Annotated in this window: 31 protein-coding genes; all 31 read right to left on the bottom strand. The window is 42.2% G+C overall.

Translation table 11 applies throughout. The annotated features are described in order from the left end of the window. Position 1: 1 nt before the first annotated feature. Entirely contained in the window at positions 2-748 is a 747-nt protein-coding gene (map, locus tag MHH65_RS00845; protein ID WP_003217210.1) for a type I methionyl aminopeptidase, read from the bottom strand. Continuing rightward, positions 745-1,398 (bottom strand): adenylate kinase, encoded by a 654-nt coding sequence (locus MHH65_RS00840; RefSeq protein WP_034283883.1) that lies wholly within the window; start codon positions 1,396-1,398, stop codon positions 745-747. The genes map and MHH65_RS00840 overlap by 4 nt, the downstream gene beginning before the upstream one ends. A 55-nt stretch (positions 1,399-1,453) precedes the next feature. Next, entirely contained in the window at positions 1,454-2,746 is a 1,293-nt protein-coding gene (gene secY / locus MHH65_RS00835; RefSeq protein ID WP_007496334.1) for a preprotein translocase subunit SecY, read from the bottom strand. Between the two features lies 1 nt (position 2,747). Continuing rightward, positions 2,748-3,188: a 50S ribosomal protein L15 gene (gene rplO / locus MHH65_RS00830; protein ID WP_003216888.1), complete on the bottom strand. Its 441-nt coding sequence runs from the start codon at positions 3,186-3,188 to the stop codon at positions 2,748-2,750. Positions 3,189-3,218: 30 nt separating this feature from the next. Continuing rightward, entirely contained in the window at positions 3,219-3,401 is a 183-nt protein-coding gene (gene rpmD, locus MHH65_RS00825; protein WP_003217067.1) for a 50S ribosomal protein L30, read from the bottom strand. 13 nt (positions 3,402-3,414) lie between these two features. Then, complete coding sequence (rpsE, locus tag MHH65_RS00820; protein ID WP_007496332.1) at positions 3,415-3,915, bottom strand: 30S ribosomal protein S5; 501 nt, start codon at positions 3,913-3,915, stop codon at positions 3,415-3,417. A gap of 24 nt (positions 3,916-3,939) precedes the next feature. Next, positions 3,940-4,302 (bottom strand): 50S ribosomal protein L18, encoded by a 363-nt coding sequence (gene rplR, locus MHH65_RS00815; protein WP_008356544.1) that lies wholly within the window; start codon positions 4,300-4,302, stop codon positions 3,940-3,942. Positions 4,303-4,334: 32 nt separating this feature from the next. Continuing rightward, positions 4,335-4,871 carry a 50S ribosomal protein L6 gene (gene rplF, locus MHH65_RS00810; protein ID WP_024425602.1) on the bottom strand — a complete coding sequence of 179 codons (537 nt, stop codon included), beginning with the start codon at positions 4,869-4,871 and terminating at the stop codon, positions 4,335-4,337. 31 nt (positions 4,872-4,902) lie between these two features. Beyond that, positions 4,903-5,301 carry a 30S ribosomal protein S8 gene (gene rpsH, locus MHH65_RS00805; protein WP_007496327.1) on the bottom strand — a complete coding sequence of 133 codons (399 nt, stop codon included), beginning with the start codon at positions 5,299-5,301 and terminating at the stop codon, positions 4,903-4,905. A gap of 31 nt (positions 5,302-5,332) precedes the next feature. Next, positions 5,333-5,518: a 30S ribosomal protein S14 gene (rpsN, locus tag MHH65_RS00800; protein ID WP_008356542.1), complete on the bottom strand. Its 186-nt coding sequence runs from the start codon at positions 5,516-5,518 to the stop codon at positions 5,333-5,335. 22 nt (positions 5,519-5,540) lie between these two features. Next, positions 5,541-6,080, bottom strand: a complete 540-nt coding sequence (rplE, locus tag MHH65_RS00795) for a 50S ribosomal protein L5 (protein ID WP_003217159.1) — start codon at positions 6,078-6,080, stop codon at positions 5,541-5,543. 25 nt (positions 6,081-6,105) lie between these two features. Further along, a complete protein-coding gene (rplX, locus tag MHH65_RS00790; RefSeq protein WP_008356538.1) occupies positions 6,106-6,417 on the bottom strand; it encodes a 50S ribosomal protein L24 in 312 nt (103 codons plus the stop codon). Between the two features lie 35 nt (positions 6,418-6,452). Beyond that, positions 6,453-6,821 carry a 50S ribosomal protein L14 gene (gene rplN / locus MHH65_RS00785; RefSeq protein WP_003216882.1) on the bottom strand — a complete coding sequence of 123 codons (369 nt, stop codon included), beginning with the start codon at positions 6,819-6,821 and terminating at the stop codon, positions 6,453-6,455. 39 nt (positions 6,822-6,860) lie between these two features. Then, the gene (gene rpsQ, locus MHH65_RS00780) at positions 6,861-7,124 is read right to left on the bottom strand and encodes a 30S ribosomal protein S17 (RefSeq protein ID WP_003216906.1); all 264 of its coding nucleotides are present in this window, start codon (positions 7,122-7,124) and stop codon (positions 6,861-6,863) included. A gap of 25 nt (positions 7,125-7,149) precedes the next feature. Then, positions 7,150-7,350: a 50S ribosomal protein L29 gene (rpmC, locus tag MHH65_RS00775; RefSeq protein WP_003217155.1), complete on the bottom strand. Its 201-nt coding sequence runs from the start codon at positions 7,348-7,350 to the stop codon at positions 7,150-7,152. Beyond that, the gene (gene rplP / locus MHH65_RS00770; RefSeq protein WP_003156478.1) at positions 7,340-7,774 is read right to left on the bottom strand and encodes a 50S ribosomal protein L16; all 435 of its coding nucleotides are present in this window, start codon (positions 7,772-7,774) and stop codon (positions 7,340-7,342) included. Before rplP ends, rpmC begins: the two co-directional genes overlap by 11 nt. Position 7,775: 1 nt before the next feature. Further along, entirely contained in the window at positions 7,776-8,432 is a 657-nt protein-coding gene (gene rpsC / locus MHH65_RS00765) for a 30S ribosomal protein S3 (protein ID WP_003217241.1), read from the bottom strand. 3 nt (positions 8,433-8,435) lie between these two features. Next, entirely contained in the window at positions 8,436-8,777 is a 342-nt protein-coding gene (gene rplV, locus MHH65_RS00760; protein ID WP_007496316.1) for a 50S ribosomal protein L22, read from the bottom strand. Between the two features lie 17 nt (positions 8,778-8,794). Then, positions 8,795-9,073: a 30S ribosomal protein S19 gene (rpsS, locus tag MHH65_RS00755; RefSeq protein WP_003216920.1), complete on the bottom strand. Its 279-nt coding sequence runs from the start codon at positions 9,071-9,073 to the stop codon at positions 8,795-8,797. Positions 9,074-9,130: 57 nt separating this feature from the next. Continuing rightward, a complete protein-coding gene (gene rplB / locus MHH65_RS00750; RefSeq protein ID WP_024425599.1) occupies positions 9,131-9,964 on the bottom strand; it encodes a 50S ribosomal protein L2 in 834 nt (277 codons plus the stop codon). Between the two features lie 28 nt (positions 9,965-9,992). Next, positions 9,993-10,280: a 50S ribosomal protein L23 gene (gene rplW, locus MHH65_RS00745; RefSeq protein WP_003217016.1), complete on the bottom strand. Its 288-nt coding sequence runs from the start codon at positions 10,278-10,280 to the stop codon at positions 9,993-9,995. After that, on the bottom strand, positions 10,280-10,903 hold the full coding sequence (rplD, locus tag MHH65_RS00740; RefSeq protein ID WP_024425598.1) for a 50S ribosomal protein L4: 624 nt from the start codon (positions 10,901-10,903) through the stop codon (positions 10,280-10,282). Before rplD ends, rplW begins: the two co-directional genes overlap by 1 nt. 27 nt (positions 10,904-10,930) lie before the next feature. Further along, positions 10,931-11,560: a 50S ribosomal protein L3 gene (rplC, locus tag MHH65_RS00735; RefSeq protein WP_098677677.1), complete on the bottom strand. Its 630-nt coding sequence runs from the start codon at positions 11,558-11,560 to the stop codon at positions 10,931-10,933. A gap of 37 nt (positions 11,561-11,597) precedes the next feature. Then, on the bottom strand, positions 11,598-11,906 hold the full coding sequence (rpsJ, locus tag MHH65_RS00730; RefSeq protein WP_003156464.1) for a 30S ribosomal protein S10: 309 nt from the start codon (positions 11,904-11,906) through the stop codon (positions 11,598-11,600). A 218-nt stretch (positions 11,907-12,124) separates the two neighbouring features. After that, positions 12,125-13,084: an alpha/beta hydrolase gene (locus MHH65_RS00725; RefSeq protein ID WP_098677678.1), complete on the bottom strand. Its 960-nt coding sequence runs from the start codon at positions 13,082-13,084 to the stop codon at positions 12,125-12,127. A 109-nt stretch (positions 13,085-13,193) separates the two neighbouring features. Further along, positions 13,194-14,384, bottom strand: coding sequence for an elongation factor Tu (tuf, locus tag MHH65_RS00720; RefSeq protein WP_047203802.1), 1,191 nt, complete (start codon positions 14,382-14,384; stop codon positions 13,194-13,196). Positions 14,385-14,502: 118 nt separating this feature from the next. Further along, on the bottom strand, positions 14,503-16,581 hold the full coding sequence (gene fusA / locus MHH65_RS00715; RefSeq protein WP_024425594.1) for an elongation factor G: 2,079 nt from the start codon (positions 16,579-16,581) through the stop codon (positions 14,503-14,505). Positions 16,582-16,635: 54 nt separating this feature from the next. Next, entirely contained in the window at positions 16,636-17,106 is a 471-nt protein-coding gene (rpsG, locus tag MHH65_RS00710; RefSeq protein ID WP_003216884.1) for a 30S ribosomal protein S7, read from the bottom strand. Between the two features lie 121 nt (positions 17,107-17,227). Further along, positions 17,228-17,647 (bottom strand): 30S ribosomal protein S12, encoded by a 420-nt coding sequence (gene rpsL / locus MHH65_RS00705; RefSeq protein WP_003216962.1) that lies wholly within the window; start codon positions 17,645-17,647, stop codon positions 17,228-17,230. Between the two features lie 113 nt (positions 17,648-17,760). Then, the gene (locus MHH65_RS00700; protein ID WP_098677679.1) at positions 17,761-18,009 is read right to left on the bottom strand and encodes a 50S ribosomal protein L7ae-like protein; all 249 of its coding nucleotides are present in this window, start codon (positions 18,007-18,009) and stop codon (positions 17,761-17,763) included. A 145-nt stretch (positions 18,010-18,154) separates the two neighbouring features. Beyond that, positions 18,155-21,754, bottom strand: coding sequence for a DNA-directed RNA polymerase subunit beta' (gene rpoC / locus MHH65_RS00695; RefSeq protein WP_024425592.1), 3,600 nt, complete (start codon positions 21,752-21,754; stop codon positions 18,155-18,157). Positions 21,755-21,786 lie beyond the last annotated feature (32 nt).

The raw sequence follows: 21,786 nt of genomic DNA, 5'->3' as shown, positions 1-21,786 counted from the left end.
CCTAAATCTTAGTCAGTATATCAAAACCTGTATCTGTAATCGCAATCGTATGCTCAAAATGAGCACACTTTTTCCCATCAACCGTTACAACCGTCCAGTTATCAGCCAATGTTTTCACATATCGGCTGCCTGCGTTCACCATCGGTTCGATGGCCAACACCATCCCAGGTTTTAGCCGCGGGCCTTTGTTGGGCGGACCATAATGAGGAATTTGAGGGTCCTCATGAAGATCCTGTCCGACCCCATGTCCAACATATTCTCTAACAACTGAAAAATTTTCATTTTCAACATACGTTTGTATGGCATGGGAAATGTTCGACAGACGTTCGCCTGGCTTTGCTTCCTGTAAGCCTTTATATAGAGATTCCTCTGTGACTTCCAGTAGTTTGCGGTCTTCATCACTGATTACCCCAACTGGATAAGTCCAAGCAGAGTCACCATGATAGCCATTTAACTTTGCGCCAATATCGATACTAATGATGTCACCATCACGTAAAACCCGTTTACCAGGAATACCGTGAACGAGTTCTTCATTCACCGAAACGCAAATGCTCCCGCGAAAACCATTATACCCTTTAAAAGATGGGATTGCACCCTGCTTTGTAATAAAACGTTCGGCAATTTGATCCAATTCTTTTGTCGAAATACCTGGTTTTATATGTTTCTTCAGCTCTTCATGAGTCAGTGCGACAATACGTCCAGCTTCTCTCATAATCTCAAGCTCGCGAGGAGTTTTACAGATAATCATTTATTTAATCCTCCAAGCAGGTCCTTGATATCTGCATACACATCGTTAATGTGCTTCGCACCATCAATGTTTACAAGATATCCTTTTTCTGAATAGAAGTTCAGTAAAGGTTCAGTCTGCTTTAAGTTTACTTCAAGTCTAGTCGAAACGGTTTCTGCATTATCATCTGCACGTTGATAAAGCTCGCCTCCACACTTGTCGCAAACATTTTCTTTCGCAGGTGGATTGAATACTAAATGATATGTTGCTCCGCAATTTTTGCAAATTCTTCGGCCAGTCAGACGCTCCATCAAAGCATCTTTATCGACTTTAATATTAATGACATAATCAATCGTTCTGCCAAGGTCCTTTAGAATTTCTTCTAAAGCTTCAGCCTGAGCGACTGTTCGCGGAAATCCGTCCAGAAGAAAACCTTGTTCACAATCATTTTTGCCAAGTCTTTCTCTAACAATACCGATTGTGACCTCATCAGGAACAAGCTCTCCTTTATCGATAAAGGATTTTGCTTCGAGCCCAAGTTGTGTCTCCTCTTTCATAGCAGCGCGGAACATATCTCCTGTTGAGATATGAGGAATCCCATAATCATCAACAATTCGTTCTGCCTGAGTGCCTTTACCAGCACCCGGAAGCCCCATTAAGACTAAGTTCATTTCGGATTTCCCCTTCCTTACTTAGAGAGGTTGGGCAGCTGCCCAGCCCTCTGTTTTATTTCATAAATCCACGGTAATTTCGTTTCACTAATTGGCTTTCAAGCTGTTTCATTGTTTCAAGTGCAACACCTACAACAATGAGAAGACTTGTGCCGCCAATTTGTGCAGCGGAAGGTAATCCAGCGAATTGAATGAAAAAGATAGGAAGTATTGAAATCACGGCTAAGAAAATGGCGCCCACAAACGTGAGTCGGTACAAAATGCTCGTAATTCTATCTTGAGTCATTTTCCCTGGACGAACTCCCGGGATATAGCCACCCTGCTTTTGCAGATTTTCAGCCATTTGTTCAGGATTGACTTGGACAAAGGCATAAAAATATGTGAAAGCAACAATCAGTGCTACATAAATCGTCATACCGATTGGCTTAGTATAGTCAAAGTTGTTGGTTATCCAAGTTGTCACATTATTGGTTCCGAAGAACGATGCGATCGTCTGCGGAGTAATAATGAAAGAAACGGCAAAGATGACTGGAATCACCCCTGCTGGATTCACTTTTAATGGAAGGTGCGTTGCTTGACTAGCAGACATTTGTGCACGGCCAGTTCCCTTTGAATATTGAATTGCAATCTTTCTCACTGCCATTTGAATGTAAATAACACCGATAACAATGACAAGAATGGCAATGACAATAAGGGCAATTTTAAGGATTTGCATGAACAGCTGTCCATCTCCACCTACAAATTGTTGAGCGTACACTTGTTTTAATGTTTGAGGGATACCAGCGATGATACCGGCAAAGATAATAATCGAAATACCGTTACCAACACCGTGAGCAGTAATCTGCTCACCCAGCCACATTAAAAATGCTGTTCCCGCAGTGAGTACGACCGCAATTAAGAGATACGTTGAAACACCAGGGTTTTCAATCAGCATGCCTCCTGCCATATTGTTAAATCCATATGACATTCCTAGCGCCTGGATAAATCCTAGAACAATTGTAAAATACCTTGTGAATTGTGCTAATTTTCGGCGGCCAACCTCTCCTTGCTTTGACCACTCAGTAAACTTCGGAACAACATCCATCTGCAAGAGCTGAATGATGATCGAAGCAGTGATATACGGCATAATCCCCATTGCAAGAATGGAGAATTGGAAAAGTGCCCCGCCCCCAAACGTGTTGAGGATTCCGAAAACACTCATTTGATCCTGTGCCTGGAGAACTTCGGCGTTCACATTAGGCACAGGGATGAAAGCACCTATACGAAAGACGACTAACATTAAAAGTGTGAATATAATCTTATTCCGTATATCTTTCACGCGCATAAAATTGGAGATTGTCTTAAACAAGTTAGATCACCTCGGCTGTACCGCCAGCAGCTTCAATCGCTTCTTTCGCAGAAGCAGAGAATTTATTGGCTTTTACAGTTAATTTTTTTTCTAATTTACCGTTGCCAAGAATTTTTACTCCTGCTTTTAACTTGCTTATTGCACCAGTCTCTAGAAGAAGTTCAGGAGTTACTTCCGTTCCTTCGTCAAAACTGTTTAATCTGTCTAAGTTGATTACCGCGTAATCTTTACGGTTGATGTTTGTAAAACCACGTTTTGGAAGGCGTTGGAATAAAGGCATCTGACCACCTTCGAAACCAGGGCGTACACCGCCGCCAGAACGAGCGTTTTGACCTTTATGACCTTTACCAGAAGTTTTACCGTTACCTGATCCAATACCACGACCAACACGGTTGCGTACTTTACGTGAACCTTCTGAAGGCTTCAATTCATGAAGTTTCATTTGGGCACCTCCTTATCGATTAAAAATGTTTTATTGTTCTTTAACAGAAACTAAATGAGACACCTTGTTAATCATGCCGCGGATCGCTGCATTGTCTTCATGTACGACTGTTTGGTTTGTTTTCTTAAGACCAAGAGTACGAACAGTGACACGCTGATCTTCAGGGCGACCGATTACACTGCGTTTGAGGGTAATTTCTAATTTATTTGCCATTATTGTTCCCTCCTTATCCTAACAGGTCTTCTACAGATTTTCCACGAAGCTTCGCTACATCTTCAGCACGTTTAAGCTCACTTAAACCTTGAAGTGTTGCGCGGATCATGTTGATCGGTGTATTAGAACCTAGAGATTTAGAAAGGATATCAGCTAGACCAGCAAGCTCAAGTACCGCACGAACTGGGCCTCCAGCGATAACTCCTGTACCTTCTGAAGCAGGCTTCAATAGAACGTTTCCTGCACCGAATCGACCGATGATTTCATGTGGAATTGTAGTTCCAACCATTGGTACTTCAATTAAATTCTTTTTCGCATCTTCAACAGCTTTGCGGATCGCTTCTGGTACTTCTTGTGCTTTACCAGTACCGAAACCTACATGACCGTTTTTGTCACCGACAACAACTAAAGCTGCAAAACGGAAACGACGTCCACCTTTAACAACTTTCGCTACGCGGTTAACCGTAACTAAGCGTTCTTCTAACTCTAATTTGCTTGGGTCAATACGACTCATTCGGATGTGTCCCTCCTTCTTTTATTAAAATTTAAGTCCAGCCTCACGAGCAGCTTCAGCTAGAGCTTTTACACGTCCATGATATAGGTATCCTCCGCGGTCAAATACCACGTTAGAGATTCCTTTTTCAACAGCACGTTTTGCAACAAGTTCGCCAACTTTCGTAGCAGCTGCAGTGTCAGAACTATTCTCGATCTTTAACTCTTTATCAAGAGTAGAAGCACTTACAAGTGTTACACCGTTAACATCATCAATTACTTGAGCGTAGATATTCTTGTTAGAACGGAAAACGTTAAGGCGAGGTCTTTCAGCAGTACCTGAAAGTTTCGCACGAACACGAGCATGTCTTTTAAGACGAGTAGCGTTTTTGCTAGTTTTCGTAATCATCCGAGTCACTCCTTTCTTCACATTAAGCGATCTTACTTACCAGTTTTTCCTTCTTTACGGCGAACGAATTCACCTTCGTAACGAATTCCTTTACCTTTGTAAGGCTCTGGAGCACGGACAGCGCGGATGTTAGAAGCTAGAGCTCCTACACGCTCTTTATCGATACCTTTAATGATTACTTTCGTTTGAGATGGAACTTCGATTTCAACTCCAGCCTCAGGAACGATTTCAACTGGATGAGAGTATCCAACGTTAAGAACAAGTTTGTTTCCAGATTTAGCTGCACGGTAACCGACACCGATAAGTTCTAAACCTCTTTCGAAACCTTTAGATACACCTTCAACCATGTTTGCAATCAAGCTGCGTGTTGTACCATGTAATGCACGGTGTTCTTTATTTTCAGACGGACGGCTTACAGTTAAGACGTTGTCCTCAATTTTAATTTCCATATCAGGGTGAAATGCACGAGTTAGTTCACCTTTTGGTCCCTTTACTGTCACTGTGTTATCGTTGTTTGTCACAGTAACTCCTGAAGGGATCTCGATTAGTTTTTTACCTATACGAGACATACCAAGCACCTCCATTCATCTTAAACTTTTTTTACCATACGTAAGCAAGTACTTCTCCACCAGCTTGTTTAGCACGGGCTTCTTTGTCCGATAAAACACCTTGTGATGTAGAAATAATTGCGATTCCAAGTCCGTTAAGTACACGTGGTACTTCATTTGATTTCGCATATACGCGTAAACCAGGTTTACTGATTCTTTTAAGACCAGTGATAACACGTTCGTTGTTTTGGCCGTATTTAAGGAACAAACGGATAATTCCTTGTTTGCTGTCTTCGACGTACTCAACGTCACGGATAAAACCTTCACGCTTTAAGATTTCAGCAATTTCTCTTTTGATTTTTGAAGCCGGTACTTCTAGCTTCTCATGACGTACCATGTTCGCATTGCGAATACGAGTCAGCAAATCTGCAATCGGATCTGTCATAACCATTATTTAATAACCTCCTTCCCATTTATGGGGATTACCAGCTGGCTTTTTTAACGCCAGGAATTTGTCCTTTATATGCAAGTTCGCGGAAACAAATACGGCAAAGTTTAAACTTACGAATAACTGAATGTGGACGACCACATCGTTCGCAGCGCGTATACTCTTGAACTTTAAACTTTTGTTTGCGTTGTTGTTTCGCAATCATAGACTTTTTAGCCACGATTTCGCCTCCCTTTCATTGATTATTTCTGGAACGGCATACCTACTTGAGTTAATAACTCACGTGCTTCTTCGTCCGTATTGGCAGTAGTAACGATAACGATATCCATACCGCGGACCTTTGTTACTTTATCGTAATCAATTTCTGGGAAGATTAACTGTTCTTTAATACCAAGCGTGTAGTTTCCACGACCGTCGAAAGATTTCTTAGAAATCCCGCGGAAGTCACGTACACGTGGTAAAGACACAGAAATAAGTTTATCAAGGAAATCATACATGCGCTCTCCGCGAAGTGTTACTTTCGCACCGATTGGCATTCCTTCACGTAGACGGAATCCAGCAATAGACTTCTTCGCACGAGTAACGACAGGTTTTTGACCAGCGATAAACGTTAATTCTTCAACAGCAGTATCGATTGCTTTAGCGTTTTGAACAGCGTCACCAACACCCATGTTGATCACGATTTTTTCGATTTTTGGCACTTGCATTACTGATTTGTATTCAAACTTAGAAACTAATGCAGGTGTAATTTCTTTTACATACTTTTCTTTAAGGCGGTTCATGAGAAAGACCTCCCTTCCTTATTTACTATTTATCTAGAACTTGCCCAGATTTTTTCGCTACACGGACTTTCTTTCCGTCCTCAACTTTATACCCAACACGTGTCACTTCACCCGTTTTAGGATCAAGCGGCATTACGTTTGATACGTGGATCGGCGCTTCTTGTTCAGAAATTCCGCCTTGAGGGTTAGCTTGGGTTGGTTTAGAGTGTTTTTTCACAAGGTTAATACCTTCTACTAAAACACGTTCCTTTTTAGGGAAAGCAGCAAGGATGACACCTTGTTTACCTTTATCTTTACCAGAGATAACCACTACTTTATCGCCCTTTTTAACATGCATTTAATCGCACCTCCTTGAGTCGCGGATTGTATTCATTAAAGTACTTCTGGTGCTAGAGAAACAATTTTCATATAGTTGTTTTCACGAAGTTCACGTGCTACTGGTCCGAAGATACGAGTTCCACGTGGGCTCTTGTCGTCACGAATGATGACACATGCATTTTCGTCGAAACTGATGTAAGATCCATCGTTTCTGCGAGCTCCGCTCTTAGTACGAACGATAACTGCTTTCACAACTTCACCTTTTTTGACAACGCCTCCAGGTGTTGCTTGTTTAACCGTACAAACAATGACATCACCGATGTTAGCCGTTTTACGTCCAGAGCCACCAAGAACTTTAATCGTTAGTACTTCGCGTGCGCCAGAGTTGTCAGCTACTTTTAAACGAGTCTCCTGTTGAATCATTAATGTTACCTCCTTTCGGAAAAAGAAATCCGAACTTTATTAGATAATAACGGCTTCTTCGACAACTTCAACTAGACGAAAGCGTTTAGTCGCAGATAAAGGACGAGTTTCCATGACCTTTACGATGTCTCCGATTTTTGCTTGGTTGTTTTCATCATGTGCTTTGAACTTCTTAGAGTATCTTACACGTTTGCCATAAAGTGAATGCTTTTTGTATGTTTCAACTACAACAGTGATGGTTTTATCCATTTTGTCAGAAACAACACGACCTTGATACACTTTACGTTGGTTACGTTCGCTCATGTTTGCGGGGCCTCCCCTCTAATTATTATTTATTAGCAGCGATTTCTCTTTGACGAATCACAGTTTTCATGCGTGCGATTGATTTACGCACTTCACGAATGCGAGCAGTGTTTTCAAGCTGCCCAGTCGCTAATTGGAAACGAAGATTGAAAAGTTCTTCTTTAAGAGACTTTACTTTTTGTTCAATTTCAGCAGTGGTAAGGTCACGAATTTCATTAGCTTTCATTTGATTCACCACCAATTTCTTCACGTTTTACGAACTTCGTTTTAATTGGCAATTTGTGAGATGCAAGACGAAGAGCTTCACGAGCAACTTCTTCAGACACACCAGAAATTTCAAATAAAACTTTGCCCGGTTTTACTACAGCTACCCATCCTTCTGGAGCACCTTTACCGGAACCCATGCGGACCTCTAGAGGTTTAGCTGTGTATGGCTTAGAAGGGAAAATTTTAATCCAAACTTTACCGCCACGTTTCATGTAACGAGTCATAGCAATACGAGCAGCTTCGATTTGACGGTTTGTGATCCAAGAAGCTTCAAGAGCCTGGATACCGTACTCACCGAAATGTACTTCAGTACCGCCTTTTGCACGACCACGCATTTTTCCACGATGTTCTCTGCGATACTTCACGCGTTTTGGCAATAACATATTATTTTCCTCCTTCCGCAGTATTCTTCTTAGTTGGAAGGACTTCTCCACGATAGATCCATACTTTTACGCCAAGCTTACCATAAGTAGTGTCAGCTTCAGCAGTAGCATAGTCGATGTCAGCACGAAGTGTGTGCAATGGAACAGTACCTTCACTGTAATATTCAGAACGAGCAATATCTGCACCGCCAAGACGACCAGAAACCATTGTTTTGATTCCTTGTGCTCCAGCACGCATTGTGCGTTGGATTGTTTGTTTTTGTGCACGACGGAATGAAATACGGTTTTCAAGTTGACGAGCGATGTTTTCAGCAACTAGCTGAGCATCAAGATCTGCTCTCTTGATTTCAAGAATGTTGATGTGTACACGTTTGCCAGTTAGGCTGTTAAGAGCTTTACGAAGTGCTTCAACTTCAGATCCGCCTTTACCAATTACCATACCTGGTTTAGCCGTGTGGATTGTGATATTTACGCGGTTTGCAGCACGTTCGATTTCTACTTTAGAAACAGACGCGTCAGACAAACGCTTGCTGATGAATTCACGGATTTTCAAGTCTTCATGTAAGAAGTCAGCGTAATCTTTTCCTGCGAACCATTTAGATTCCCAATCACGAATGACGCCAATACGAAGACCTACTGGATTTACCTTTTGACCCACGGATTATCCCTCCTTCTTTTCTGATACAACGATTGTAATGTGGCTAGTACGTTTGTTAATTGCGCTCGCACGACCCATAGCACGTGGACGGAATCTCTTAAGTGTTGGACCTTCGTCAACGAATGCTTGAGTAATCACTAGGCTGTTAGCGTCCAACTCGTAGTTGTGCTCAGCGTTTGCGATAGCAGATTTTAATACTTTTTCAATAATTGGTGAAGCAGCCTTAGGTGTAAGGTTTAAGATAGAAACTGCTTCTCCTACTTGCTTACCTCGGATCAGGTCCATTACTAGACGTGCTTTACGAGGAGCAATACGGACTGTTCTTGCGACAGCTTTAGCTTGCATTTAAAAGCCTCCTCTCATTAGCGTCTTGTTTTTTTATCGTCACTAGCATGACCTTTGTAAGTACGGCTTGGTGCGAATTCGCCCAATTTGTGACCTACCATATCTTCAGAAATGAAAACAGGTACATGTTTGCGTCCGTCATAGACAGCGATTGTGTGACCGATGAATTGTGGGAAAATTGTAGAACGACGAGACCAAGTTTTTACGACTTGCTTTTTGTCAGTTTCATTCAATTTCTCGACTTTAGCCATCAAATGATCATCAACAAATGGTCCTTTTTTTAAGCTGCGAGCCATTGTGGAACCTCCCTTCGTGATTGAACTACGGTCCTAAATGAACCGTAGACAACCCCGTTACTTGTTTTTACGACGACGTACAATGAATTTATCAGACTTGTTGGTTTTCTTACGAGTCTTGAATCCAAGAGTCGGTTTACCCCATGGAGACATTGGTGATTTACGTCCGATTGGAGCGCGTCCTTCACCACCACCGTGTGGGTGATCGTTAGGGTTCATTACAGAACCACGAACTGTTGGGCGTACGCCTTTCCAGCGAGAACGTCCAGCTTTACCGATGTTGATTAATTCGTGTTGCTCGTTTCCAACTTGACCGATAGTCGCACGGCAAGCAGAAAGAATCATGCGAACTTCTCCTGAGTTCAAACGTACAAGAACGTATTTACCTTCTTTACCTAGAACTTGAGCAGAAGTACCAGCAGAACGAACTAATTGTCCACCTTTACCTGGTTTTAATTCAATGTTATGCACAACTGTACCAACTGGGATGTTGATAAGTGGAAGAGCATTACCTGGTTTGATGTCAGCTTCTGGTCCAGAAGTAACTTCAGTACCAACTTGGATTCCTTTCGGAGCAAGAATGTAACGTTTCTCACCATCTGCATAGTTTACAAGAGCGATGTTAGCTGAACGGTTTGGATCATACTCGATTGTAGCAACGCGTCCAGGTATACCGTCTTTATCACGCTTAAAGTCGATGATACGGTATTGACGTTTGTGACCGCCACCTTGATGACGAACAGTCAATCTACCTTGGTTGTTACGTCCGCCTTTTTTGTGTAGCGGTGCAAGCAACGATTTTTCTGGTTTGTCAGTCGTGATTTCAGCAAAATCTGAAGTAGTCATGCCACGACGACCATTACTGGTTGGTTTATACTTTTTAATCGCCATTTTGAATTTCCCTCCTTCTTTTTAAGATTTACGCTTCAAAAATTTCGATTTCTTTGCTGTCAGCAGTTAATTTCACGATCGCTTTTCTGCGACGGCTAGTCATACCAGTGTAGCGTCCAACGCGTTTTGATTTTCCTTTGTAGTTTTGAACGTTGACTTTCTCAACTTTCACTCCAAAGATTTCTTCAACAGCGTCTTTCACTTCTGTTTTGTTAGCTCTGACATCAACTTCGAACGTGTACTTCTTCTCTGTCATTAGATCAGCAGAACGTTCAGTAATGATAGGGCGCTTTAGAACATCACGAGGATCTTTCATTATGCAAGTCCCTCCTCTACTTTTTCAACCGCTGCTTTAGTGATCAGAAGTTTGTCGTGGTTGACAACGTCAAGAACGTTGATACCGTTAGCTTCAACAACTGTTACTCCAGGGATGTTACGAGCAGATAAAGCAACTGTTTCGTTTGCATCCGCAGTGACGATCAACGCTTTCTTCTCAACAGATAATCCTTTAAGGATGCCTGCGAATTCTTTCGTTTTCACTGCATCAAGAGTCAGATCTTCAAGAACGATGATGTTGTTGTCGATTACTTTAGAAGACAATACTGACTTGATAGCCAAGCGGCGAACTTTTTTAGGTAATTTATAAGAATAACTGCGTGGTGTTGGACCGAATACGATACCGCCTCCGCGCCATTGTGGTGAACGGATAGAACCTTGACGAGCACGACCTGTACCCTTCTGTCTCCAAGGTTTACGACCTCCGCCACGTACTTCAGAACGAGTTTTTACTTTGTGAGTTCCTTGACGTAAGGAAGCTCTTTGCATAAGAATAGCATCGAATACTACGCTTTCGTTTGGCTCGATTCCAAACACAGAAGCGTTTAATTCGATTTCACCGTTAGTAGAACCGTTTTGGTTATATAATGCTACTTTTGGCATGACTTGTTTCCTCCTTTCCTAAGAGAGTTATTTAGATTTAACTGCACTCTTTACAGTTACTAGAGATTTTTTAGCTCCTGGTACGTTTCCTTTGATCAATAGAAGATTGCGTTCTGCATCAACTTTAACGATCTCAAGGTTTTGGACAGTGATTTGCTCTCCGCCCATACGACCTGGAAGAAGTTTACCTTTGAATACACGGTTTGGATCAACAGGTCCCATTGAACCAGGACGACGGTGGTAACGTGAACCGTGAGTCATTGGTCCGCGTGATTGTCCGTGGCGTTTGATAGCCCCTTGGAATCCTTTACCTTTTGATGTTCCTGTTACATCTACGATATCTCCATTTGCGAAAATATCAACTTTGACTTCCTGACCAACTTCATACGCATCTAACTCCGCACCGCGTAATTCTTTTACGAAGCGCTTAGGAGCAGTTTCCGCTTTAGCAACGTGGCCTTTCTCTGGTTTGTTAGAAAGCTTTTCACGTTTGTCATCAAAACCGATTTGGATTGCTTCATAGCCATCCGTGTCAACAGTCTTCTTTTGAAGAACAACGTTAGTAGCAGCCTCAACAACAGTTACAGGGATAAGATCACCGTTTTCTGCGAATACTTGCGTCATACCAATTTTTCTACCTAAGATTCCTTTGGTCATTAGTCACACCTCCTATAATATGTGTTTTCTATTTGAATTAAAGTTTGATTTCGATATCTACACCAGATGGTAAATCTAAACGCATAAGTGCATCAACTGTTTGCGGAGTTGGATTCACGATGTCGATTAGACGTTTGTGAGTACGCATCTCGAATTGCTCACGAGAATCTTTGTACTTATGCACCGCACGAAGGATTGTGTAAACTGATTTTTCAGTTGGAAGCGGGATTGGACCAGATACACTAGCACCAGAACGCTTAGCCGTTTCAACAATCTTCTCAGCAGATTGATCAAGAATTCTATGATCATATGCTTTTAAACGAATACGAATTTTTTGTTTTGCCATTATTTTCCCTCCTTTTCGCCTACTTACGTTAGACAGTTCTCCGTGAGAAAAACCTGATCACCTCGCCATGGCAAAGCGGCCGGGTGTGTCAGCAACCTCTCACTTCATCGCAGTCAAAGACCAACATGCACTATTGTACCAAATTGGCCTGCGTGTTGCAATAATAAATCGGATAAATTTATGATTTGCACACTTTTCATATTATACAGGGATTCAGCCTATAAATCAAGCTTTCCCTGAAGATGATGTATAGCAGTCTTTCTTATGATACGTATAAATTCATCTGGCTCCTCAAGATGCGGGGAATGTGCAGATTCTTTAAAGACAAACCATTCTTTGATTGGTGCTTTTAATTGATCAACATATGGTTTTGATACAGCAGCTGGTGTAATCATGTCGTGATCGCCAATGAGAAAGTAGCACGGTATTAATATAGTAGAAACTCGGTATTGAATACTCTCATTCATTAGCTGATCCCATAACTTGTCTTGACTAAACTTCTGCCCTTTTATGAACTTCCATTTATCTTTAAGCTGATATTGCTTACTAAAAAGAAACCCTTTTAGTATTTGAAAAACCGGCTTCCATCTATGTGTGAGACCTACGCTCGCAAACTCTTTATATAGAGAAAACAAGGCATGAGCTGATGTCCGTTTCCATGGAGGAGGCGTCAGTAATCGCAGACACCCAGTAAACAGCCGATTGCGACGGTATTTCTTCAAAAGGAGCTCGTACGATACGATATCTTCCTTTAACACATCTACTACCTGACTAATTCCATAATAAGCATGATAAAGATCCGGACGCTTATGTACTGCTTGTATGGCAATTAATGATCCCCACGAGTATCCTGCAATATACAATTTTGAATGACCTAGATAAGATAGAAGCTTCTCTGTCAGTTCAATCGTGTCTTCAATAAATTGCTGAATGGTCATCGATGCATCGGAAAGATTCTCTTGATAGGAAAGTCCTGCGCCTCTCTGATCCCAATGAACAACTGTAAAGTCCTGATTAAGTTCCTCGAGAAAGGAATCAATATAACTGATTTGAGCAGAGCCGGGCCCTCCGTGTAAAAATAAAAGTACAGGCTTCGTTTCACTCGTCTGGTCTTCTTTCATCATAATCCATTGGTCAATCCCGCCGATCGACCATTTTTTCAAATATGTCTTTGCCATTCCAGCGATCCTCTCGGTTCCATTTAGATTCTATAGCTTATAGTAGCCGTTCTGATCTGGAAAAGCAAAAAAAGAGACCCTTTTGCAAGGAGTCTCTTTTGTATGTTTATTACTTAATGATAGTTGAAACGACACCAGAACCTACAGTACGTCCACCCTCACGGATAGAGAAACGAGTTCCTTCTTCGATAGCGATAGTAGAGATAAGTTCAACTTCCATCTCAGTGTTATCGCCAGGCATTACCATTTCAGTACCTTCTGGAAGATGTACGATACCAGTTACGTCAGTTGTACGGAAGTAGAACTGCGGACGGTAGTTAGCGAAGAATGGAGTATGACGTCCACCCTCTTCTTTAGAAAGTACATAAACTTCAGCTTTGAAACGGCTGTGTGGAGTGATTGTACCTGGTTTAGCAAGTACTTGACCACGTTGGATATCTTCACGAGATACACCACGAAGTAGTGCACCGATGTTGTCACCAGCTTCAGCATAGTCAAGAAGTTTACGGAACATTTCAACACCTGTAACAGTTGTTTTACCGTTTTCTTCTTGAAGACCGATGATTTCAACTTCGTCACCGACTTTAACTTGTCCACGCTCAACACGACCAGTAGCAACTGTTCCACGACCAGTGATTGAGAATACGTCCTCAACTGGCATCATGAATGGTTTCTCAGTGTCACGCTCTGGAGTTGGGATGTACTCATCAACCGCATCCATAAGTTCAAAGATTTTTGCTTCGTAATCAGCATCTCCTTCAAGAGCTTTAAGAGCAGAACCTTTGATAACTGGTACATCGTCACCAGGGAAGTCATAGTCAGAAAGAAGGTCACGAACTTCCATTTCAACAAGTTCAAGTAACTCTTCATCGTCAACCATGTCACATTTGTTAAGGAATACTACGATGTATGGTACACCTACGTTACGAGAAAGTAGGATGTGCTCACGTGTTTGTGGCATTGGACCATCAGCAGCAGATACTACTAAGATCGCGCCGTCCATTTGAGCAGCACCAGTGATCATGTTTTTAACATAGTCAGCGTGTCCTGGGCAGTCTACGTGTGCATAGTGACGAGATTCAGTTTCATACTCAACGTGTGCAGTAGAGATTGTGATTCCACGCTCGCGCTCTTCTGGAGCACCATCGATTTGGTCATAAGCCATAGCTGTACCTTTACCAGATTTCTTATGAAGAACTGTTGAGATAGCAGCAGTTAGAGTTGTTTTACCATGGTCAACGTGTCCAATTGTACCAATGTTAGCATGCGATTTGGAACGGTCGAATTTTTCTTTAGCCATTCTAAAAATCCTCCTTAAAGGTTCATTGTATTTGGTATAGAGTGATAGAAAGTGAAGAGTTACCTCTCACTTTCTGATCTTCAATAGTAGTTATACTTTAGTTTAAAGGCAAAATCAATTATTCACCTTTATTTTTTTTGATGATTTCTTCACTGATGCTCTTAGGCACTTCTTCGTAGTGATCCATGTGCATAGTGAAAGTACCGCGTCCTTGTGTGTTAGAACGGAGTGCAGTAGCATATCCGAACATTTCAGAAAGTGGAACCATAGCGCGAACAACTTGAGCGTTACCGCGAGCTTCCATACCTTCTACACGTCCACGACGAGATGTGATATCACCCATGATGTCTCCCATGTATTCTTCAGGGATAACAACTTCCACTTTCATCATTGGCTCAAGTAGAACTGGGTTACATTTGCTGACAGCATTTTTCAATGCCATAGATGCAGCAATTTTGAACGCCATTTCGTTAGAGTCAACATCGTGGTAAGATCCATCAAATAATTTTGCTTTGATGTCGATTAATGGGAATCCAGCTAATACACCATTTTCAAGTGAATCTTCAAGACCTGCTTGAATTGCTGGGATGTATTCACGTGGAACAACCCCACCGACGATTGCATTTTCAAATTCGAATCCTGCGCCTTCTTCGTTTGGTTCGAATTCGATCCAAACGTGTCCGAACTGACCGCGTCCACCAGACTGACGTACGAATTTACCTTCAACTTTTGCACCAGAACGGAATGTTTCACGGTACGCAACTTGAGGAGCACCTACGTTAGCTTCAACCTTGAACTCACGCTTCATACGGTCAACAATGATATCAAGGTGAAGCTCACCCATACCAGAGATGATCGTTTGACCAGTTTCAGGGTTTGTTTGTGTACGGAATGTTGGATCCTCTTCAGCTAGTTTAGCTAAAGCGATGCTCATTTTATCTTGGTCAGCCTTAGATTTAGGCTCGATAGCTACATCGATAACTGGCTCTGGGAATTCCATAGACTCAAGGATAACAAGATTTTTCTCGTCACAAAGAGTATCACCAGTAGATGTATCTTTAAGACCTACAGCTGCTGCGATATCCCCTGCATATACAGTAGAGATTTCTTCACGGCTGTTTGCGTGCATTTGAAGGATACGTCCAACGCGTTCACGCTTGTTCTTAGAAGAGTTCTTCACGTATGAACCAGAATCAAGTGTTCCAGAGTATACGCGGAAGAAAGTTAGTTTCCCAACATAAGGGTCAGTCATAACTTTAAATGCAAGAGCTGCGAATGGTGCGTCATCAGTAGACTCACGAACAACCTCTTCATTTGAATCTGGCAGGATACCTTTAATTGCAGCAACATCAGTTGGTGCAGGCAGGTAGTCAAGCACAGCGTCAAGTACAAGCTGAACACCTTTATTTTTGAAAGCAGATCCAACAAGAACTGGGTAGAATTCAACATTCAATGTTCCTTTACGGATTGCAGCTTTCAATTCAGGAATTGTGATTTCTTCACCCTCAAGGTATTTTTCCATAAGCTCTTCATCAAGCTCAGCAACAGCTTCAATTAGGCTGCTGCGAAGCTCTTCAGCTTTGTCTTTATACTCAGCAGGGATTTCTTTAGCATCAGAGCGAGTTCCAAGGTCATCTTCGTAGAAGTATGCTACGTTTTCTACAAGGTCGATGATTCCTTCGAATTGATCTTCAGCGCCGATCGGCAATTGAATTGCATGAGCGTTCGCTTGAAGACGATCTCTTAATGTGCTTACAGAGTAAAGGAAGTCCGCACCAGTTTTATCCATTTTGTTAACGAATACGATACGAGGTACTCCGTAAGTTGTTGCTTGGCGCCAAACTGTTTCAGTTTGTGGCTCTACACCTGATTGTGCATCAAGAACAGCAACCGCACCATCAAGTACACGTAAAGAACGTTCAACTTCAACAGTGAAGTCTACGTGTCCTGGTGTATCGATGATGTTTACACGGTAACCCTTCCATTGTGCTGTAGTAGCAGCAGAAGTGATTGTAATACCACGTTCTTGCTCCTGCTCCATCCAGTCCATTTGTGAAGCTCCTTCGTGAGTTTCACCAATTTTATGGATACGACCAGTGTAGTACAAGATACGCTCAGTCGTTGTCGTTTTACCGGCATCGATGTGAGCCATGATACCAATATTACGAGTTTTGTCTAAGGAGAACTCTCTTGCCATTGGGTAATTTCTCCTTCCTCATTAGGGAATAGTTTTTTTAGTTTGGTATAAATCCTACCAGCGGTAGTGAGCGAATGCTTTGTTCGCTTCTGCCATTTTGTGTGTATCTTCACGTTTCTTAACAGCAGCACCAGTGTTGTTAGCTGCGTCAAGGATTTCGTTAGCAAGACGCTCTTCCATCGTTTTTTCTCCACGAAGACGAGCATAGTTTACTAACCAGCGAAGACCTAAAGTAGTACGACGGTCTGGGCGAACTTCTACAGGAACTTGGTAGTTAGCTCCACCTACACGACGTGCTTTAACTTCAAGAACTGGCATGATGTTTTTCAAGGCTTGTTCGAAAACCTCCATCGCTTCATTACCAGTACGTTCTTTGATGATATCAAATGACTTGTAGAGGATTGTTTGTGACTTTCCTCTTTTACCGTCGATCATCATTTTGTTGATCAAACGAGATACAAGTTTAGAATTGTAAATTGGATCTGGCAATACGTCTCTTTTTGCTACAGGACCTTTACGTGGCATCTGAATAGCCTCCCTTCTCTTTTAAAAGGATTTCTATCTGTCTCTCATCTCAATATCATTGTCAGCTGCCTGACTCCACTGATCTGATATCAACTTCTAAAAACCCTTATGTTTGTTTTTATTATTTGCTTTGTTTAGGGCGTTTTGTTCCGTATTTAGAACGTCCTTGCATACGACCGTCAACTCCGGCAGTATCAAGCGCACCACGAACGATGTGGTAACGTACACCCGGTAAGTCTTTTACACGTCCGCCACGGATAAGTACTACACTGTGCTCTTGTAGGTTATGTCCGATACCAGGAATGTAAGCTGTTACCTCAATCAGGTTAGACAAACGTACACGAGCATATTTACGTAGTGCTGAGTTTGGTTTTTTCGGTGTCATTGTACCGACACGAGTACAAACCCCGCGCTTCTGTGGAGATGTTACGTTAGTGTGCTCTTTTTTGAAACTGTTGTATCCTTTGTTAAGTGCAGGTGACTTTGAGTTTTCAACTTTACTCACGCGTCCTTTGCGTATTAGCTGATTAATTGTAGGCATGTTGTTATTCCTCCCTTCATTACTTTTTTTATAACCCACATACCCAGGTGGTTCATCAAAAGGCAAAAAACAATGCTTTTGCATTTTATACATGCAAAAACAAAACAAGTACGCTATAACATAATGGCAACAGCTGCTGCCCCAACTTCAATTCCGCAGGCCTTGCCGAGCTTTTTCATGGAATCTACCACTAAGATGTCTACACCCTTCTCTTGCGCTAGTTTCAATACATTAGCGGTTAAAGCAGGATCAGCATCTTTCGCTACGACGACTTCCTTAACTGAATCTCGTTTCAGAGCTTTTACTGTTTGCTTCGTACCAATAATAATGGATTGAGCCTGTGATACTTTATCATAAGACATCGAATATCCTCCAAAGTAACAGGTTTTATTTTGAGCACCTTGGTTATATTATCATCATGGCAGAAGGATGTCAATATCGTATGACAGATTATCTTGACATCCTTCACCATTTTTTGATGATTTTATAGGAATCTCACGAGAAAGATTACTCTACAGGAACCATGTCGTCAGACGGCTGCACTTGCGAAACCGGCTTAACTTTACGGTAGTTTGGCATTCCCGTTCCAGCAGGAACAAGTTTACCAATGATAACATTCTCTTTCAAGCCAAGCAGTTCATCACGTTTTCCTTTGATCGCCGCATCTGTTAGGACACGAGTCGTTTCTTGGAAGGATGCCGCAGACAAGAATGAGTCTGTTTCAAGTGAAGCTTTTGTAATACCAAGAAGAACTGGACGGCCTGTTGCAGGACGTTTGCCTTCGAATAGTACTTTTTTGTTCGCTTCAGTGAATTGATGTACATCAAGAAGTGTGCCTGGTAATACATCTGTATCCCCTGCATCAGCGACACGCACTTTACGAAGCATTTGGCGAACCATTACCTCTACGTGCTTATCTCCGATTTCTACCCCTTGCATACGGTATACTTTTTGTACTTCATGAAGCAGATATTCTTGAACAGCTGTCATGTCAGTCACTTTAAGAAGTTCTTTCGGATCGATCGAACCTTCTGTAAGTACTTGACCACGAGTAACTGTGTCACCTTCAACAACTTTCAGACGTGCATTGTAAGGAGCTGTGTAAGAACGAGTTTCAACTTCGCCTTGAACCACAATTTCCTGCTGCTTGTCACGAACATCGTTAATTTCAGCAACGACACCATCAATTTCAGAAATTGTCGCTTGCCCTTTCGGATTACGCGCTTCAAATAGCTCTTGGATACGAGGTAGACCTTGTGTGATATCGTCTCCTGCTACCCCACCGGTGTGGAACGTACGCATTGTAAGCTGTGTTCCTGGCTCACCGATTGATTGTGCAGCGATGATTCCAACTGCTTCACCGACTTCAACGTCAGTACCAGTTGCAAGGTTACGGCCGTAGCATCGTTTACATACACCATGAGGCGTGTTACATGTAAATGCTGAACGGATCCATACTTCCTCAATTCCTGCTTCAACTACTTCAAGTGCTTTATCTTCATCAATTAGTTCGTTTTCGGCTACAATGACTTCGCCTGTTTCAGGATGAACAATTGGTTTTCTTGCAAAACGTCCGATCAGACGTTCTTCAAGTTTCTCAATAATTTCATTTCCTTCTTTAATGGACTTCGCCAAGATTCCACGGTCTGTACCGCAATCTGTTTCACGGATGATAACATCCTGTGCAACGTCAACGAGACGACGCGTGAGGTAACCTGAGTCAGCTGTTTTAAGGGCTGTATCGGCAAGACCTTTACGCGCTCCGTGAGTGGAAATAAAGTATTCCAATACGGTTAAACCTTCACGGAAACTAGATTTAATCGGAAGTTCGATGATACGTCCAGCCGGGTTGGCCATCAGACCACGCATACCAGCCAGCTGAGTAAAGTTAGATGCGTTACCACGCGCTCCAGAGTCACTCATCATGTAGATTGGGTTGACTTCATCAAGGGACTTCATCAGTTTACCTTGGATGACATCTTTAGAAGAACTCCAGATTGAAATAACTCTCTCATAACGCTCTTCTTCAGTAATCAAACCACGTCTGAATTGCTTCATGACGTTATCTACTTTTGCTTGTGCTTCTTCAAGAATTTGCTGCTTATCATCTAATACGACGATATCAGACACACCAACCGTAATACCGGCTTTAGTAGAGTATCTGAAACCAAGATTTTTCATGCGGTCAAGCATTTTAGATGTCTCAGTGATATGGAATCTCTTAAAGATTTCTGCAATGATTTTCCCTAAAATACCTTTTTTGAACGGCGCATTGATTTCTTGTTTCTCGATCGCAGCTTTTACATCCTCACCTTTTTCAAGGAAGAAACGATCAGGCGTTTTTTCTTCAATATTGCTCTTTGTCGGCTCATTCATGTATGGGAATGATTCCGGTAAGATTTCGTTAAAGATCAGTTTTCCAACTGTTGTAATCAACAATTTAGAACGCTGTTCATCAGTGAATGTCACATTCTTCAACGAGCTAGCTGCAACAGCTACACGTGTATGAAGATGCACATAACCATTTTGATAAGCTAGAAGGGCTTCGTCAGTATCTTTGAAGACCATACCTTCTCCGATAGCACCTTTGCGCTCAAGTGTAAGGTAGTAGTTACCAAGCACCATATCCTGAGATGGCGTAACAACAGGTTTTCCATCTTTCGGGTTCAAAATGTTTTGAGCAGCAAGCATTAAGATACGAGCTTCAGCTTGAGCTTCAGCAGATAATGGTACGTGAACCGCCATTTGGTCACCGTCAAAGTCAGCGTTGTAGGCTGTACATACAAGTGGATGCAGACGAATTGCGCGTCCTTCCACAAGTGTAGGTTCAAACGCTTGAATACCAAGTCTGTGAAGAGTCGGTGCACGGTTTAGTAAGACTGGATGCTCACGAATAACTGATTCTAAAACATCCCATACTTCCGGCTGCACGCGCTCAATTTTACGCTTCGCACTCTTGATGTTGTGAGCTAATCCTTTTTCAACAAGCTCCTTCATCACGAATGGTTTGAATAATTCAAGAGCCATTTCTTTCGGAAGTCCACACTGATACATTTTCAAATGTGGCCCTACGACGATAACGGAACGTCCAGAATAGTCAACACGTTTACCAAGCAAGTTTTGACGGAAACGTCCTTGTTTCCCTTTCAGCATGTGAGAAAGAGATTTCAATGGTCGATTTCCTGGTCCTGTTACTGGTCGGCCTCTACGTCCATTATCAATCAAGGCATCGACAGCTTCTTGAAGCATACGCTTCTCGTTCTGAACGATGATGCTTGGCGCGCCAAGATCTAATAAACGCTTCAGACGATTGTTACGGTTGATGACACGACGATAAAGGTCGTTCAAGTCAGAAGTAGCAAAACGTCCACCATCAAGCTGAACCATTGGACGTAATTCTGGCGGAATAACCGGAAGTACATCAAGAATCATCCAAGATGGTTTGTTTCCTGAGTTACGGAAGGCTTCTAACACTTCAAGGCGTTTGATCGCACGTGTACGGCGCTGTCCTTGAGCAGTTTTCAGCTCTTCTTTCAGTGTATCTACTTCTTTTACAAGATCGATATCTTGAAGAAGTTTGTTGATTGCTTCTGCACCCATAGCTGCTTGGAATGTATTACCGTATTTATCTAAATAAGCACGGAATTCTTTCTCAGAAAGAAGTTGTTTCTTCTCAAGCGGTGTATTGCCCGGATCTGTCACAACGTAAGAAGCGAAGTAGATCACTTCTTCTAACGCACGTGGTGACATATCAAGAACAAGACCCATACGGCTTGGGATACCTTTGAAATACCAAATGTGGGAAACTGGGGCAGCCAGTTCGATATGCCCCATTCTCTCACGACGGACTTTTGCCCGTGTTACTTCTACACCACAACGGTCACATACAACACCCTTATACCGAACGCGTTTATACTTCCCACAATGACATTCCCAGTCTTTTTGCGGTCCGAAGATACGTTCACAAAAGAGACCATCTTTTTCAGGTTTCAGTGTACGATAGTTAATCGTTTCAGGCTTTTTCACTTCACCAAAAGACCAAGAACGGATTTTATCAGGTGATGCGAGACCGATGTTCATATACTCAAAATTGTTCACATCTAGCAAGGGGCCTACCTCCCTTTTAATCTTCGGGTTAT

It is taken from the genome of Bacillus sp. FSL L8-0654, assembly GCF_038629965.1.
GTDB classification, from domain to species: Bacteria; Bacillota; Bacilli; order Bacillales; family Bacillaceae; genus Bacillus; species Bacillus safensis.
This window is presented reverse-complemented; position numbering and strand designations above follow the sequence as displayed.